Origin of the sequence: Streptomyces sennicomposti (assembly GCF_019890635.1) — a bacterium.
Lineage (GTDB): Bacteria > Actinomycetota > Actinomycetes > Streptomycetales > Streptomycetaceae > Streptomyces > Streptomyces sennicomposti.
The window spans coordinates 104,614-120,365 of record NZ_JAIOAB010000016.1; the positions used below are offsets into that span (position 1 = coordinate 104,614).

The window sequence follows — 15,752 nt, forward strand, 5'->3', positions numbered from 1 at the left end:
CGGGCTCGCGGCCACCCGGGGACGGCTCGCGGGCCCGGGAGTGTCCGGAGCCCCGGGACGTCCCGGAGCCCCGCACTTCCCGGAGCCCCGGGAGTGCCCGAGGCTCCGGGGCCGGGCTGCCCGGTGACTACTCGGGGGTCTCCTCGAGTGCGTGGCCCACCAGGGCCAGCAGCGTCTCGATGGCCGAGATCCGGCGTCGCGCGTCCATGATCATGACAGGTATGTGCGCGGGGATCGTGAGCGCCTCCCGGACGTCCTCCGGCTCGAACAGCTCGCTGCCGTCGAAGTGGTTGACCGCGACGATGTACGGCAGCCCGCAGCTCTCGAAGTAGTCCAGCGCCGGGAAGCAGTCCTTCAGCCGGCGCGTGTCGGCGAGGACCACCGCGCCGATCGCGCCGCGCACCAGGTCGTCCCACATGAACCAGAACCGCTGCTGGCCGGGCGTCCCGAACAGGTACAGCACCAGGTCGTCGTCGAGCGTGATCCGCCCGAAGTCCATGGCGACGGTGGTGGTGACCTTGCCGGGCGTGGCGGTCAGGTCGTCGGTCTCGGCGCTGGCCTCGGTCATCAGCGCCTCCGTCTGCAGGGGCGTGATCTCCGAGACGGTGGTCACCAGCGTGGTCTTGCCCACGCCGAAGCCGCCGGCCACCACTATCTTCGTGGCGATCGGGGCGCGGGTGCGGTCCGTCTGCCAGGGCCGCAGCGTCTCGTCGGTTTCGTCGAGCGGGGAGACGCCGGTCGCGTAGGCGGCGGCGTCAGAGACGGCGGAGTCCACTCAGCACCCTTTCCAGCAGAGCGCGGTCCGGACGGCCGGTGCCGTGACCGGTTCCGGTTCCGTACACACGGATCTTTCCCTGGTCCGCGAGGTCGCTCAGGAGCACGCGGACCACACCGAGCGGCATCTTCAGCAGCGCGGCGATCTCGGCCACCGTCCGCATCCGGCGGCACAGTTCGACGATGGCCCGCATCTCGGGCATCACCCGGGTGGTGAGCGAGCCGTTGCCGAGTTCCCGGCGCTCCTCCCCCGCCTCCAGCGCGGCCGTGCTCGCCACGAACGTCTCCACCAGGAGGACGTGGCCGAAGCGGGTGCGGCCGCCGGTCAGCGAGTAGGGGCGGACGCGGGCGGGCCTGCGGTCGCCGCCGCGCACCGGGAGCTGCTGTTTGGGCGCGTACTGCCGGGGCACGCCGCCCAGCGGACTGCTCATGGCATGGCTCATCGCAGGCTCCCGGCCGACTCGGACTCCAGTGATTTCCGCAGCTCGCTGCGGAGTTCGGGGGTCAGGACGTGGCCGGCGCGGCCGACGAAGAGCGCCATGTGGTACGCCACCACGCTCATGTCGCACTCCGCGGAGCCGTGCACGCCGAGCAGCGAGCCGTCGCTGATCGACATCACGAACAGGCTGCCCTCGTCCATCGCGACCATGGTGTGCTTGACCGCGCCGCCGTCCATCAGCTTGGCGGCGCCGACGGTCAGGCTGCCGATGCCGGAGACGACGGTGGCGAGGTCGGCGGCGGAGCCGCGCGGGCCGGTCCGGGGCGCTCCGGGCGAGCGGCGGGCCGCCTCGTTGCGGTCCTGGTCGGAGGAGAGCAGCAGAAGGCCGTCGGAGGAGACCACGGCGACCGATTCGATGCCGGGCACCTCCTCGACGAGGTTGGTCAGCAGCCAGTGCAGGTTGCGGGCCTCTCGGCTCAGTCCGAAGGTACTGGGAGCGGTCAACTGCTTGCCTCCTCGACGGTGCCCCCCGTGGATTCCTCGGCGTGTGCGCGGGTGGCCGCCGGGTCCGGCCGCTGGTTCTGGCCCGTCCGCTCGGCGATCTCCGCCTGTACGTCCCGCTGGCCCGCCAGGGCGCCCTTGCGGAATCCGCCCAGGCGGCGGCGGAGGGCGTCGGCGTCCACGGATCCGGTGCGCTGGCGCGGGGCCTGGGTGGGGGTGCTGATTCTGGGGGTGCGCTTGGGGAGACCCTTGGCGGTGAGCTGGTCTTCCTCGGCGCGTTCGTGCACGTCGGCGGCGTCGGCTCCGCCGTCGGCCGAAAGCCTGTTCTCCGCGTCCTCGGACCGCGGTCGTACGGGGGCCGCTCCGGCGGGGGCCGTCCCAGCGGGGGCCGTTCCGGCGGCGTACGGCGCGGACGCGTGTCCGTCGCCCGCGGGGTGCGGCGCGGGCTCGGTCCGCTCGCGCGCGGGGTGCGGTGCGGAGTCGCCGGGGGCGGGCGCGGCGTGCGAGTCGGGCCCGCTCGCGTCGTGCGCGGCGCGCGGCCCCGTCCCGGCGTCGTCGGACGCCGGGGACGCCGGACGCGACTGCGCGGGGAACGCCCCCGGCGCGGGGTGCGCCTCGGCGGAGGCGCCGTCCGGGGCCGGGTGCGACTGGGCGGAGCCGGACGCGGTGGTGTGCTCTCCGGTGCCGCTGTGCTCCGTGCTCGCGGTCGGGGACGGGAGCAGCAGCTCCATCGTCGTCTCCGCGGGGGATTCCGGGGGGATGCCCGCCGGAGGCTCCGCCGGGGTGGGCGTACCCGCGTCGGCCGGGGGCTGCGCGGGCGCGGCGGCGGTGGAGTCCGCCGGTGGCGTCGCGCCCTTCGCCGCCTCCGCCCGTCGTACGGCCGCCTCGGCCTGCTGGACGAGGGGGTCGCCGTCCTTGGCGCGGGCGTGCAGGACGTTGGAGTTGGCCTCGGCGTCCGCGCCCGGCAGCGAGACGGTCCCGGTGGTCGTGAGGGACGGTCCGGCGGTCGGCACCGCGGCGGCCGGCGCGGACGCCAGCAGCGGCTGGGGCACGACGACGACCGCCGCGATCCCGCCCTGCTTCTGCTCCCGCAGCCGCACCCGCGCGCCGTGCCGGTGGGCGAGGCGGGCCACCACGTACAGGCCGAGGCCGAGACCGTCCTCGCTCTCGTGGTCGTAGGCGGCCTCGGGGTCGAAGTCGGCGAGGCGGGCGTTGAGCCGGCTCAGCCGCTCGGCGGCCATGCCGATGCCCTCGTCCTGGACGGAGAGCATGATCTCGCCGTTCTCCAGGAGCCAGCCGGAGACCTCGACCGGCTGGTCGGGCGGGGAGAACGAGGTGGCGTTCTCCATCAGCTCGGCCAGCAGGTGGGAGAGGTCGTCCGCGGCGAACCCGGCCACGTGCGCGTGCGGCGGCAGCGCCGCGATCCGCACCCGCTCGTACCGCTCGATCTCGCTGACCGCGGCCCGCACCACGTCCACCAGCGGCACCGGACCGGCGTGCTGCTGGACGTGCTCGGAGCCGGCCAGCACGAGGAGGTTCTCGCTGTGCCGGCGCATGACGGTGGCGAAGTGGTCGAGCTTGAAGAGGGTGGCGAGCCGGTCGGGGTCCTGCTCACGCTCCTCCAGGCCCTCGATGACGGCGAGCTGACGTTCGACCAGGCCGAGGGTGCGCAGGGCGAGGTTGACGAAGGTGGAGCCGATGCCGGTGCGCAGCCGCTCCACCTGGGTGGCGGCGGCGTCGAGTTCGGCGCGCAGTTCCTCGCGGGCGTCGGCCATCTTCTGCCGCTGGCCGATGAGGTGCTTGCGGTCGGTCTCCAGGGTGGCGATCCGCTCGGCGAGCGCGGCGGCCCGGGCGTGCAGGGTGTTGACGGAGCGGACGACCTGGGCGAACTCGTCGTTGCGGCCGGTGAAGCGGATGGCCTCCTCGGCCGTCGCGTCCTCGGCGCCGGCCAGCCGGGCCGACCCCAGCCGCAGCACGGCGAGCGGGCGGGTGAGGGTGCGGGCGAGGGCGGTGGCGACGCCGATGGTGAGCAGCAGCAGCGCGCCGAGCAGGGCGACGCGGATCTCCAGCGCGGTGACGTCGTCGTCGCGCAGGGCCTCCAGGTCCTTGGTGCGGTGGTCGTAGAGGGAGGACTCCGCGCCGCGCATCAGGTCGACGCGGGCGCTGAGCGCGGCGTCCGCCTTCTCGACGTCGGTGTCGAGGTCGTCGTCGCCGAGCGTCGGTTGCGCGGTGAGCTTCTTCAGATAGTCCTCGCCGCTCTTCGCCTCGGCTCCAGTGACCGTGGAGTCGTAGGAGTCGCGGGCCGTCTCGGGCGCGGTGTCGCGGAACTCGGCGAGGGCCGCCTCCGAGCGGACGCGGGCCTGCTGGGCGGCGGCGCTGAGGGCGTCGCGCTGCTTGGCGCCGGCGGCCGAGGAGGTGTCGTCGCGCGTGGTCAGCCCGGTGAGCGGGTCGTAGACGGGGCGCGAGGAGTGCGGCACGTTCAGGGCGGCCAGCAGCAGTCCGCGGGCGGCGGCGGCCTGCTGGACGGCGGTGTCCAGCTCGGCGAGCGCGTGCGCGCCGGAACCGGCCCGCGCGGGCATCTGCTCGGCCAGTTGTTCGGCGAGCTTGTGGAGTTCCGCGATGGTGGCGGAGTACTCCTGGTGGACCTGGAGGGCGTTGCTCTGCCCGGTGAGCGCCGAGCGGCGCACGGCGGCGACGCCGTTCAGGTCGGTGCGCAGCCAGGAGGGGATGTCCGGGTCGGTGCGCAGTTCGTCGACCTGGCGGTCCACGCGGGTGCTGCGCTGCTCGGAGGGCGCCTTGGACTTGGGGCGGCCGGCGGCGACGTAGGAGGTGACCTCGTCGCGTTCGTCGGCGAGCGAGTGGGCCAGGGCGAGGGCGTCCTGGGTCTGCCCGGCGAGGGTGACCAGGTCCTGGGAGTCGCTCAGCTGCCCGGAGGCGGCGATCACGGAGGGCGCGCCGGCCGCGGCGACGGCGGCGGTCACGACGGCGACCGCGGCGATGAGCCGGTTGCGCACATGCGTGGCGCGGCCCTTGCCGACCGGGACGGCGGGGGCGGCAGGGGCGGCGGGAGCCACGGGGGGCGTGCCGGGCGGCTGTGCCGGTCCGCCCGGGGTGGCCGTCTGCTTGCCTGTGCGCCGAGGCCGCTTCTTCTGCACCGGTGCTCGCATTCCTGTACTCGTGTACTCATGGGCCCGGGTGTCGCTCCGTCAGCTGGTACGACGGGTGCGCGCACCCTCCCCGGCCTGCGCGGTCGCGCGTGCGGGGGACCTGCGTCGGTTTCCGACCCTCCCAGTGCCGGTGGGCAGTGGTCCCGCATCGTCCGACCGGCCACCCGAAGGAGTGAACATCGGAGGGGAGTTGGCGAGCAAGTTCCTCCGGCCTGTGCCGGGGCCGGTTCCGGTGGGCCGGTTGGACGTCTGCGGCAGGCTTTGGCAGGATTCGCCGCCACGCCTTCCCGGAGCCTGCCAATACCTACCAAACCAGGCAGTTGACCGGCGTTGCCGCGGTGTTTCGCAGGTGGTTGCCAGGTTTCGGCGGGCCATGTGAAGGGCTGGTGCAGACTGGCCGGATGCGTACTGAGGTTGTTTCCGAGCCGGGCCTTCCCGAGCACCCCAACGAGGACTTCGCCGCCGTCGCACTGCCCGCCTCCGGGCAGGGCGGCTGTCTTGTCGTCCTGGACGGGGTGACGCCGCCGGCGGAGACCGGGTGTCTGCATTCGGTCCCCTGGTTCACCGCGCGGCTCGGCGGCGCGCTGACCGAACTGACCGTTTCCTGCGCAGATCTGACGCTGACGGAGATTCTTTCCCGGGCGATCGCGCGGACCGCCGAGGCCCACGCGATCACCTGTGACCTTTCTCACCCGCGTACGCCGCAGGCAACCGTGGTGCTCGCGCGGTGGTCCGCCCACACCGTCGACCATCTCGTCCTGTCCGACTCGGCGCTGCTGCTGGAGAGCGCCGACGGCTCGGTGCTGCCCGTCCTGGACGACCGGCTGGCCCGGCTGCCCCGCGCCGCGCTGGCCACCGACGAACTGATCGACGCCACCCTGCGCAACAAGGAGGGTGGCTTCTTCACCGCGGCGGCGGACCCCTCGGCGGCGGAGCGCGCGGTGACGGGCAGCGTGCCGCGCGACCGGGTCCGCGCCCTGGCCGCACTGACGGACGGGGCGGCGCGCTGGGTGGAGAAGTTCGGCGAGGGCGACTGGACCCAGTGCCTCGCCCTGATCCGCAAGGAGGGCGCGCGGACGTTGGTGGACCGCGTACGGGACCTGGAGCGGGCCGACCGCGACACCCGCATCCACCTCGGCCGCAGCAAGACGCACGACGACGCGACGGTGGTGTTCGCGGAGCTGTGAGGGGGCGGGGCGCCGGTACGGCGCCTCCGGGCTCGCGCCGGGACGGCGACTTTGGCGGCCGAGCGCTCCTGCGGGGCCATGGGCGAACGCCGGGTCCGCGAGCCTGGGCTCGCGCCGGGTCGGCGGCTCCGGCGAACGCCTGCGCGACGACATCAGGCGGCCGGACGGCACGGGCCCCCGACGACGGCCGCTGCCACGCACCCCCACACGGACGACGGCCCCGAACGGACGCCCCCCTGCAGCGCCCCTGGGCAGGCACCGGGGCAGCGGCTCCGGACGGACGGCGGGACGGCGACCCCGGGCGAACGGACGACGCGGGGCTCCGGGCAGACGGCGGGACGGCAGCACCAGGCGGACGGCGGGAGGACGGGCGGTCTTGCCGCCCGGACAGGTGCCGGACGGCGGCCCCAAGGCAGGTGCCGGCACCCGCCCCGCGGCGGCGGCACGACGGCACGGGGCGGGCGCGGCGGCAGCACGGCCGCGGGTGCGGCCGGCACGGCGACTCCGGGGGGACACCGGGGCGACGGCGACCGTCCTCGGCTCGCTCCCCCTGCCGCTTGCCGCCTGCGGCCTGCGGCTACTTGTCCACGACGCCGTTCAGCTCGTGCAGCAGCCGGGCCAGTTCGGCGACCTCGCGGCGGTCCCAGTGGGCGAGCTTGCGGACGTAGCGGGCGCGGCGCGCCTCCCGTACCTGGCCGACCCGGCGGCGGCCGTCGGGGGTGAGGGCCACCAGCCAGGCCCGTCCGTCGGCGGGGTCCGGCTCGCGGGCGACGAGCCCCAGCTCCTCCAGGGCGCGCAGCTGCCGGGACATGGTGGCCTTGCCGACGCCGATGTACGCGGCGAGCGCCGTGGCGCGCTGGCCGCCGCACTCGTCCAGCCGGGCCAGCAGCCCGTACGCGGAGGGCTCCAGCTCGGGGTGGACCTCACGGGCCATCTCGCCCTGGCTGGCCCGCGCCCGGCGCAGCAGCAGCGTCAGTTCCCGCTCCAGGGCGAGGAACGGCCGGTCTGCACCACTGGGCGACGAGCCCGGTTCATCCGCGTGTACTTCGCTGTTCGCGTCTTCGTGCACGTCAGCCCCTGCCTGAAGTTTCCCGGTCCTGAAAGTTTCCGCCATTGGCCGCCATCGCCGCAGCTCCGTCAGTATTCCGCAGGCGTAGACCAACGGCGGACCCCGGACCCCCTTCCCAGGCCCGGGTCTACGTGCGTAGCGTCTCCCCCAGAACAGTGAATGGCATGCTCACGCCAGCACCGTCACCGGCGGGTCTTCCCTGATCCGCTCTCCCCCCGTGCGACCGTGGGCCGTGCCCGCTTTATCCCCCACCGAGCAACACCGAACTTTCGGAGGCACGTCATGCCCGTGCACAGATCCGGAACGGCCCGCGCCCGGCGGCTGACCGCAGCGGGAGTCCTGCTCGCGGCGTTCTCCTTCCTCCTCACGGCACCCTCCTCGGCCACCACGACGCCCGCCCGCGGCTCCGCCTACATGGGCATGGGCGTCCTGGCCCACGACGGCCAGAGCGGTACGCCCACGACCGACAAGGCCGCCCAGACCGAGGGCGTCGACGTCGCCGGCTACCAGGGCAACGTCGCCTGGTCCACCCTCTGGAGCAGCGGCGTCCGGTGGGCCTACACCAAGGCGACCGAGGGCACGTACTACACGAACCCGTACTTCGCGCAGCAGTACAACGGCTCGTACAACGTCGGCATGATCCGCGGCGCGTACCACTTCGCGACCCCGGACACCACCAGCGGTGCCACCCAGGCCAACTACTTCGTGGACCACGGCGGCGGCTGGTCCAAGGACGGCAAGACCCTGCCGGGCGCCCTCGACATCGAGTGGAACCCCTACGGCGCCGCCTGCTACGGCAAGTCCGCGAGCGCCATGGTCAGCTGGATCGCCGACTTCCTGAACACCTACAAGGCCCGCACCGGCCGCGACGCCGTCATCTACACGGCCACCAGCTGGTGGACCCAGTGCACCGGCAACTACGGCGGCTTCGCCGCGAACAACCCGCTGTGGATCGCCCGCTACGCCTCCACCGTGGGCACCCTGCCGGCCGGCTGGGGCTACTACACGATGTGGCAGTACACCTCGTCCGGCCCGACCGTCGGCGACCACGACAAGTTCAACGGGGCGCTCGACCGGGTGCAGGCTCTCGCCAACGGCTAGGGCTCGACGGCCGGGGGTCCGGGGGTCGCCCCCGGGCAAGCACGGCAACGGGGCGCTCGACCGGGTGCAGGCCCTCGCCAACGGGTAGCCGCGGCCCCTCGGCTCCGTCGCCGATCAGCTCGCAGCCGATCGGCTCCACAGCTCCGCGCAGCCGCCGCGCGCGGGTGAAGGCCCGGGTCCCCGGATAGGGGGCCCGGGCCTTCGTTCAACCGACGGCGTCCGTCACGCCGCCGCCGGAACCACGGTCTCCGCACCGTTCGTCGCCGGTGCGAGGGCCAGTTCCAGGACCTGGCGGACGTCGGTGACGGCGTGGACGTCGAGCTTGTCCAGCACCTCCGCCGGGACGTCGTCCAGGTCCGGCTCGTTGCGCTTGGGGATGATCACGGTGGTCACCCCGGCGCGATGGGCGGCGAGCAGCTTCTGCTTGACGCCGCCGATGGGCAGCACCCGCCCGGTGAGCGACACCTCGCCGGTCATCGCCACGTCCGTGCGCACCAGCCGCCCGGACAGCAGCGAGGCCAGCGCGGTCGTCATCGTGATGCCCGCGCTCGGGCCGTCCTTGGGGACCGCGCCCGCCGGGAAGTGGATGTGCACGCCCCGGTCCTTCAGATCGCCCACCGGCAGCTCCAGCTCGGCGCCGTGGCTGCGCAGGAAGCTCAGCGCGATCTGCGCGGACTCCTTCATCACGTCGCCCAGCTGACCGGTCAGCGTCAGCCCCGCGGCGCCCGTCTCCGGGTCGGCCAGCGACGCCTCGACGTACAGCACGTCGCCGCCGGCCCCGGTCACCGCGAGACCGGTCGCCACGCCCGGCACGGCCGTCCGCCGCTCGGCCGGGTCCTGCGCGGACTCCGGCACGTGGTGCGGCCGGCCGATCAAGTCGCGCAGATCCCCGTCGGCGACGGTGAACGGCAGCTCCCGCTCGCCCAGTTCGTGCTGCGCCGCGATCTTGCGCAGCAGCCGGGCGATGGACCGCTCCAGGGTGCGCACGCCCGCCTCGCGGGTGTACTCGCCGGCCAGGCGGCGCAGCGCGCCCTCCTCGATGGTCACCTCGTCCGCGAGCAGACCGGCCCGCTCCAGCTGGCGCGGGAGCAGGTGGTCGCGGGCGATGACGACCTTCTCGTCCTCGGTGTAGCCGTCCAGCCGGACGATCTCCATCCGGTCCGCCAGCGCCTCCGGGATGGCCTCCAGGACGTTGGCGGTGGCGAGGAAGACCACGTCGGACAGGTCCAGCTCCACCTCCAGGTAGTGGTCCCGGAAGGTGTGGTTCTGCGCCGGGTCGAGGACTTCGAGCAGGGCCGCGGCCGGGTCGCCGCGGAAGTCGGAGCCCACCTTGTCGATCTCGTCCAGCAGGACCACCGGGTTCATCGACCCGGCCTCCTTGACGGCCCGCACGATCCGGCCGGGCAGCGCGCCGACGTATGTGCGCCGGTGGCCGCGGATCTCGGCCTCGTCGCGGACGCCGCCGAGGGCGACCCGGACGAACTTGCGGCCCATGGCGTGCGCGACGGACTCGCCGAGCGAGGTCTTGCCGACGCCGGGCGGGCCGACCAGGGCGAGCACCGCGCCGCCGCGCCGCCCGCCGATCACGCCGAGGCCGCGCTCGCCGCGGCGCTTGCGCACCGCCAGGTACTCGGTGATGCGCTCCTTCACGTCCTCCAGACCGGCGTGCTCGGCGTCCAGCACCGCCTTGGCGCCCTGGATGTCGTAGGCGTCCTCGGTGCGCTCGTTCCACGGCATCTCCAGGACCGTGTCGAGCCAGGTGCGGATCCAGGAGCCCTCGGGCGACTGCTCGGAGGCGCGCTCCAGCTTGTCGACCTCCTTGAGGGCGGCCTCGCGGACCTTCTCGGGCAGGTCGGCGGCCTCGACGCGGGCGCGGTAGTCGTCGGACTCCTCGCCCTCGCTCTCGCCGTTCAGCTCGCGCAGCTCCTTGCGGACGGCTTCGAGCTGGCGGCGCAGCAGGAACTCGCGCTGCTGCTTGTCGACGCCCTCCTGGACGTCCTTGGCGATGGTCTCGGCGACGTCCTGCTCGGCGAGGTGGTCGCGCAGTTGCTGGGTGGCGAGCTTGAGGCGGGCCACCGGTTCGGCGGTCTCCAGCAGCTCGACCTTCTGGTCGGTGGTCAGGAACGGCGAGTAGCCGGAGTTGTCGGCGAGCGCGGAGACGTCCTCGATGGCCTGGACCCGGTCGACGACCTGCCAGGCGCCGCGCTTGCGCAGCCAGGCGGTGGCGAGGGCCTTGTACTCCTTCACCAGTTCGACGACCTGGCCGGGCAGCGGGTCCGGCACGCTCTCGTCGAGCCGCGTGCCCTCGACCCACAGGGCCGCGCCCGGCCCGGTGGTCCCGGCGCCGATCCTGATCCGGCTCCGGCCGCGGATCAGCGCGCCGGGGTCGCCGTCCGCGAGCCGTCCGACCTGCTCGACGGTGCCCAGCACTCCGGTCTTCGCGTACGTGCCCTCGATCCGGGGCACCAGCAGCACCCGCGGCTTGCCGGGCTCGTCCCGGGCGGCGGCCTGCGCGGCCTCGACCGCGGCGCGCACCTCGGAGTCGCTCAGATCGAGCGGGACCACCATCCCCGGCAGCACGACCTCGTCGTCGAGGGGCAGCACGGGCAGGACGATCGGCGTGAACGGCATGGACTCAGCAGCCATGATCTCCCTTTCGGCAGTCAAGTTGAGCTATACCGACTCAATGCACGGGCGTCCTTGATTGTTCCCGGGCTCTTGTTCGCTGTGAGCGATCAGCCGGGAACGTAGCGGAAACAGCAGGTGAGAGCGGTGACGGGAGGGCCCCGGGTGGCGCACGGTCAGCCGTCCGCGCGACGCCCGGTCGGCCGTAGCCGCGCCGTCCGGTCAGCCGCAGGCACGCCGTGCGGTCAGTCGTAGGCGCGCCGTCCGATCAGTCGGGAGGCCCGCCGTCCGGCCCCCGTCCGCGCCACGCCCGGTCAGCCCTCCGCGCGCCGCGCACTCCCCCGCCGCACCGCGGGCCAGGCCGCGACGCCCAAGGTCACGGCGATCAGGTGCCCCGCGCTCGTCATCGGGTCGGCGAAGGTGAGCAGGTCCGACAGCGCCGCCCCCACGAACACCGCGAGCACGCTCCAGCGCGCCCAGGGCCGCAGCAGCCCCGCCAGGGCGCCGAGGCTGGCGGCGACGCCGAAGCTGATGCCGTAGTCGAGGCGGTGCAGTGAGCTGTCGGGCAGCCGTCCCGCCAGCACCGCGAGTCCGACGGGGACCTCGGTGGCGAGGGTGGCCAGCACGTGCCCGTACAGGAAGACGCAGGCCGCGCGCAGCGTCCCCGTCCGCCGCTCCAGCCCGGTGAGGACCAGCAGGAAGCACAGGGAGTAGGGCGAGGCGATGCCGCCGGCGATCCACAGCGCGCTGCCCGCCAGCACCGGCAGGGGCGTCCGGACGAGGTGGGCGACGTCGGTGCTGGAGCCGCGGTACACGGCGTCCATCACGGCGGGACCGGCGTACCGCGCGACGGCCGAGGTGATGAGGAGCAGAGTCCCGTAGGCGAAGGTGAAGGGGGTCGCGGCCGGGGCGGGCAGCAGGCGGGCCAGACGCTGTCGGCAGCGGCGCAGGCCGTCGGGGACCGCGACGGCCACCGGCCCGGCGGTCCCGACCGCCTCAGGAGTCCCGGCGGTCTCAGCGACTCCACCGATCCCGACCGCCTCACGAGACCCGGCAGCCTCAGGGACTCCGCCGATCCCATCGGCCTCACGAGACCCGACAGCCTCAGAGACTCCGAGTGCCTCACGAACCCCGGCAGCCCCGGCAGCCCCAGGGACCGCCTCCGGCGGTGCCGCGGACGGTTCCGTCCGGGGGCGCTGGCGCGGCACGCCGTCCAGCAGGGGCGAGGTCACGGCCTCGTCCGGGGCGGTCCGCTCCACGGCAGGGCTCCTTCCGTCGGACCCAACCCTTCGCACCGCACGCACCCCTGTCTATGACCGGCGCCACCCGGTGGCCGATTCACAGCGACCTCATGGCTCACTCCCGTCGGACGGCGAGCTGCGCGGCACGGCAACGGAGCTCACCTCCCGTCACCCGTAATTCGCGTGGCGGCCGTGATCCGTTGGGGCAGGATGACCCCATGACCGCCTCGTACGAGACTCCTGTGGTCCTGGACCGCCGCGAGGGCCCCTACGGCGAGGTCGTGCTGCGCCGGCACGGGGCGCTGCTCCAGATCATCGCCAACGGCTGCTTCCTGATGGACACCTCCGACGGCCGCTCCGAGCGGCTGCTCGTGGACGCCGCCCGTGCCGCGCTGGACGACCGCCCGGCGCCGCACGTGCTGATCGGCGGGCTCGGCGTCGGCTTCTCCCTGGCGCACGCCGCGGCCGACCCGCGCTGGGGCCGGATCACCGTGGTCGAGCGGGAACCGGCGATCATCGACTGGCACCGCGACGGCCCGCTGTCCGCACTGACCGCGCGGGCGCTCGCCGACCCGCGCACCGACATCGTCGGAGCCGATCTGCTCGCTTACGTCAATGAGACATCGGACACTTTCGACGCGCTCTGCCTCGACATCGACAACGGCCCCGACTGGACGGTCACGGAGGGCAATCGGGGGCTGTACGAACCACCCGGACTCGCCGCCTGCGTACGGGTGTTGAGGCCCCGCGGAGTGCTCGCCGTGTGGTCGGCGCAGCCGTCTCCGGAATTTGAAGGAACCTTGCGGAATGTCGGATTCCAGCAGGTGCGCACCGAAGAGATCCCGGTTGCCCGGGGCGTTCCCGACGTCGTGCATCTCGCCGTCAGACCTGGATAGCAATGCGACGGTGACTCCCCGTACGCTGCATCCCTGGCGCCGATCATTCAAGCGTCAATCGCAACCATGCGCAGTCGAGGAATCACCCCACGGATTCCGGAAGCACACCTCAGGGGCGGGCGATGGAGCAGACACACACCTCGCACAACGGCACGACGGCCGGCCCGGGCGCACAGCGCCGGGTCCTGGTCGTCGAGGACGATCAGACCATCCTGGACGCCATCGCCACCCGCCTGCGGGCCGAGGGGTTCCTGGTGCAGACGGCGGGCGACGGCCCGGCCGCCGTCGACACCGCCGAGGCCTGGCAGCCCGATCTGCTGATCCTCGACATCATGCTGCCCGGTTTCGACGGCCTGGAGGTGTGCCGCCGGGTGCAGGCGCAGCGGCCGGTGCCGGTGCTGATGCTCACCGCGCGCGACGACGAGACCGACATGCTGGTCGGGCTCGGGGTGGGCGCCGACGACTACATGACCAAGCCGTTCTCGATGCGGGAGCTGGCAGCGCGCGTGCATGTGCTGCTGCGCCGCATGGAGCGGGCCGCGCTGGCCGCCGCGACGCCGCGCAGCGGCATCCTGCGCCTGGGCGAGCTGGAGATCGACCACGCGCAGCGCAGGGTGCGGGTGCGCAGCGAGGACGTGCACCTCACGCCCACCGAGTTCGACCTGCTGGTGTGCCTGGCGAACACCCCGCGCGCGGTGCTCTCCCGCGAGCAGCTGCTGGCCGAGGTGTGGGACTGGGCGGACGCCTCCGGCACCCGGACCGTCGACAGCCACATCAAGGCGCTGCGCCGGAAGATCGGCGCCGAGCGGATCCGCACGGTGCACGGCGTGGGCTACGCGCTGGAGACGCCGACCCCATGAGCGCGGGGCGGCCGGCCGCACGGCGGGACCGGCGGGAACCCCCGCGCGGGCAGCGTGGCGAGAGCGCGCGCCGGGAGCGGCGGGCGGCCCGCGAGGGCGGACGCGGTGCGGGACGTGGTGACGGACGCGAAGGCGCGCACCCGGCCCCGGACGGGACGGTGAACGGCTCCCCCGCCCGGTTCAGGCCCGGTCCGCCGGCCCTGGGCGGCGGTTCCCCGGCCGGGGGCCGCGGCGGCTTCCGCGCGCGGATCAGGCTCGGCTTCTCGGTGAAGACCAAGCTCGGCGCGCTGGTGGTCATCTCGGTGCTGATCACGACGGGTCTGTCGATGATCGCGGTGCACACCCGCACCGAGCTGCGCTTCATCATGGTGTTCTCGATGATCGCCACCCTGCTCATCACGCAGTTCGTGGCGCACTCGCTCACCGCGCCGCTGGACGAGATGAACGCCGTGGCCGGCTCGATCTCGCACGGCGACTACACCCGCCGGGTGCGCGAGAACCGCCGGGACGAACTCGGCGACCTGGCGCAGACGATCAACCGCATGGCGGACGAGCTGGCGGCCCAGGACCAGCAGCGCAAGGAGCTGGTGGCGAACGTCTCGCACGAGCTGCGCACCCCGATCGCGGGTCTGCGCGCGGTGCTGGAGAACATCGTGGACGGGGTCACCGAGCCCGACGCGGAGACCATGCGCACCGCCCTGAAGCAGACCGAGCGGCTCGGCCGGCTGGTGGAGACGCTGCTGGACCTGTCCCGGCTGGACAACGGCGTCGTGCCGCTGAAGATGCGCCGGTTCGAGGTGTGGCCGTATCTGTCGGGGGTGCTGAAGGAGGCCAACATGGTCGCCTCCGCGCGCGCGGAGATGGCCTCCGGCTCCGGCAGCCACACCCGTACGGACGTCCATCTGGTGCTGGACGTGTCCCCGCCCGAGCTGACGGCGCACGCCGACCCCGAGCGGGTCCACCAGGTGCTCGCCAATCTGATCGACAACGCCGTCAAGCACAGCCCGCCGCACGGCCGGGTGACGGTGAAGGCGCGGCGCGGTCCGCAGCCGGAGTCGCTGGAGCTGGAGGTCCTCGACGAGGGGCCCGGCATCCCCCGCTCCGAGTGGCACCGTGTCTTCGAGCGCTTCAACCGGGGCCAGGTGAGCCGGCCGCACGGTCCGGGCAGCGACGGCGGGACCGGCCTCGGGCTGGCGATCGCGCGCTGGGCGGTGGATCTGCACGGCGGCCGGATCGGGGTGGCCGAATCCGAGCGGGGCTGCCGGATCCTCATCACCCTTCCAGGGCTTCCCTCAGTTCAAAGTTGACGTAAAGTTCGAGCCGGAACCACAAGATCCACGAGCATCCGGGCAGACGGACACGTGTGATCAGGCAGGGGACCGCGCCCCGCACGGGCCGGACCCGGGTCCGCCCTTCCCGCGCTCAGGCGAACCACGCTTGTTTCCCGCCATTTCAAGCCCCGAAACACAGCTTTCGATGTGACTTACGCGACGATGAACCGGCCCGACCTGACCTTCCCCCTCCGGGAGGCGTAGCCTTTATTCCCGCTGTCCATCACCTTGTGAAGCGGAAGAGGGCGGTTGCCGCCGTGTCGCCACAGTCCCCCAGTAACTCGAGCATCTCCACCGAGACCAGCCAGGACGGGAAGAACCCCGCGGCGGCCTTCGGTGCCAACGAGTGGCTCGTCGACGAGATCTATCAGCAGTACCTCCAGGACCCGAACTCCGTAGACCGCGCCTGGTGGGACTTCTTCGCCGACTACAAGCCGGGGGCCGCCGCGGCTGACTCCTCGGCCCCGTCGAGTCCCGCGGCCGCGGGGGCCGCGGGAGCCGGCACGACGTCCCAGGCGGCGCCCTGCTGCCCACCCGCTGGCGCATGTCCGCCCGCACCGG

Annotated in this window: 13 protein-coding genes; 6 read left to right on the top strand and 7 right to left on the bottom strand. The window is 73.4% G+C overall.

Annotated elements, in window-relative coordinates:
- Window positions 1-127: 127 nt before the first annotated feature.
- From K7787_RS12370 to K7787_RS12385, 4 genes are read right to left on the bottom strand one after another with little or no spacing between them, the layout of a single operon-like run.
- Entirely contained in the window at window positions 128-775 is a 648-nt protein-coding gene (locus tag K7787_RS12370) for a GTP-binding protein (protein WP_019980425.1), read from the bottom strand.
- Entirely contained in the window at window positions 756-1,205 is a 450-nt protein-coding gene (locus K7787_RS12375; RefSeq protein WP_050790765.1) for a DUF742 domain-containing protein, read from the bottom strand. Before K7787_RS12375 ends, K7787_RS12370 begins: the two co-directional genes overlap by 20 nt.
- Window positions 1,206-1,213: 8 nt before the next feature.
- Complete coding sequence (locus K7787_RS12380; RefSeq protein WP_009190596.1) at window positions 1,214-1,717, bottom strand: roadblock/LC7 domain-containing protein; 504 nt, start codon at window positions 1,715-1,717, stop codon at window positions 1,214-1,216.
- A complete protein-coding gene (locus K7787_RS12385; protein ID WP_223001421.1) occupies window positions 1,714-4,869 on the bottom strand; it encodes a sensor histidine kinase in 3,156 nt (1,051 codons plus the stop codon). The genes K7787_RS12380 and K7787_RS12385 overlap by 4 nt, the downstream gene beginning before the upstream one ends.
- 413 nt (window positions 4,870-5,282) lie before the next feature.
- On the opposite strand from K7787_RS12385, the gene K7787_RS12390 reads away from it, so the two are divergent.
- Window positions 5,283-6,068, top strand: coding sequence for a protein phosphatase 2C domain-containing protein (locus K7787_RS12390; protein ID WP_223001422.1), 786 nt, complete (start codon window positions 5,283-5,285; stop codon window positions 6,066-6,068).
- A gap of 577 nt (window positions 6,069-6,645) precedes the next feature.
- Here K7787_RS12390 and K7787_RS12395 read toward each other — a convergent pair.
- Window positions 6,646-7,137 carry a MarR family winged helix-turn-helix transcriptional regulator gene (locus K7787_RS12395; RefSeq protein WP_009190592.1) on the bottom strand — a complete coding sequence of 164 codons (492 nt, stop codon included), beginning with the start codon at window positions 7,135-7,137 and terminating at the stop codon, window positions 6,646-6,648.
- A gap of 282 nt (window positions 7,138-7,419) precedes the next feature.
- On the opposite strand from K7787_RS12395, the gene K7787_RS12400 reads away from it, so the two are divergent.
- Window positions 7,420-8,238 (top strand): lysozyme, encoded by an 819-nt coding sequence (locus K7787_RS12400; protein WP_164388389.1) that lies wholly within the window; start codon window positions 7,420-7,422, stop codon window positions 8,236-8,238.
- A 222-nt stretch (window positions 8,239-8,460) separates the two neighbouring features.
- Here K7787_RS12400 and lon read toward each other — a convergent pair whose 3' ends face one another.
- Together lon and K7787_RS12410 are read right to left on the bottom strand one after the other, a co-directional pair.
- Window positions 8,461-10,884 (bottom strand): endopeptidase La, encoded by a 2,424-nt coding sequence (gene lon / locus K7787_RS12405; protein WP_223001423.1) that lies wholly within the window; start codon window positions 10,882-10,884, stop codon window positions 8,461-8,463.
- 293 nt (window positions 10,885-11,177) lie between these two features.
- Window positions 11,178-11,837, bottom strand: a complete 660-nt coding sequence (locus K7787_RS12410; protein ID WP_308036337.1) for a rhomboid-like protein — start codon at window positions 11,835-11,837, stop codon at window positions 11,178-11,180.
- 485 nt (window positions 11,838-12,322) lie between these two features.
- Between K7787_RS12410 and K7787_RS12415 the strand changes: the two genes are divergently transcribed.
- The 4 genes from K7787_RS12415 to K7787_RS12430 form a co-directional block, all read left to right on the top strand.
- Window positions 12,323-13,000, top strand: a complete 678-nt coding sequence (locus K7787_RS12415; protein ID WP_019980417.1) for a spermidine synthase family protein — start codon at window positions 12,323-12,325, stop codon at window positions 12,998-13,000.
- A gap of 122 nt (window positions 13,001-13,122) precedes the next feature.
- Window positions 13,123-13,860, top strand: a complete 738-nt coding sequence (locus tag K7787_RS12420; protein WP_009190587.1) for a response regulator transcription factor — start codon at window positions 13,123-13,125, stop codon at window positions 13,858-13,860.
- A 158-nt stretch (window positions 13,861-14,018) separates the two neighbouring features.
- Window positions 14,019-15,167 carry a HAMP domain-containing sensor histidine kinase gene (locus K7787_RS12425; RefSeq protein ID WP_372456639.1) on the top strand — a complete coding sequence of 383 codons (1,149 nt, stop codon included), beginning with the start codon at window positions 14,019-14,021 and terminating at the stop codon, window positions 15,165-15,167.
- A gap of 281 nt (window positions 15,168-15,448) precedes the next feature.
- Window positions 15,449-15,752, top strand: a 304-nt coding sequence (locus tag K7787_RS12430) for a 2-oxoglutarate dehydrogenase E1 subunit family protein (protein ID WP_223001424.1), incomplete at its 3' end; no start/stop codon positions are given.

What these genes read in the sequence shown, in the direction of transcription:
- K7787_RS12420 (WP_009190587.1), top strand. Translation starts at nt 13,123, where the DNA reads ATGGAGCAGACACACACCTCGCACAACGGCACGACGGCCGGCCCGGGC.
- K7787_RS12390 (WP_223001422.1), top strand. Translation starts at nt 5,283, where the DNA reads ATGCGTACTGAGGTTGTTTCCGAGCCGGGCCTTCCCGAGCACCCCAAC.
- K7787_RS12375 (WP_050790765.1), bottom strand. Translation starts at nt 1,205, where the DNA reads ATGAGCAGTCCGCTGGGCGGCGTGCCCCGGCAGTACGCGCCCAAACAG.
- K7787_RS12400 (WP_164388389.1), top strand. Translation starts at nt 7,420, where the DNA reads ATGCCCGTGCACAGATCCGGAACGGCCCGCGCCCGGCGGCTGACCGCA.
- lon (WP_223001423.1), bottom strand. Translation starts at nt 10,884, where the DNA reads ATGGCTGCTGAGTCCATGCCGTTCACGCCGATCGTCCTGCCCGTGCTG.
- K7787_RS12415 (WP_019980417.1), top strand. Translation starts at nt 12,323, where the DNA reads ATGACCGCCTCGTACGAGACTCCTGTGGTCCTGGACCGCCGCGAGGGC.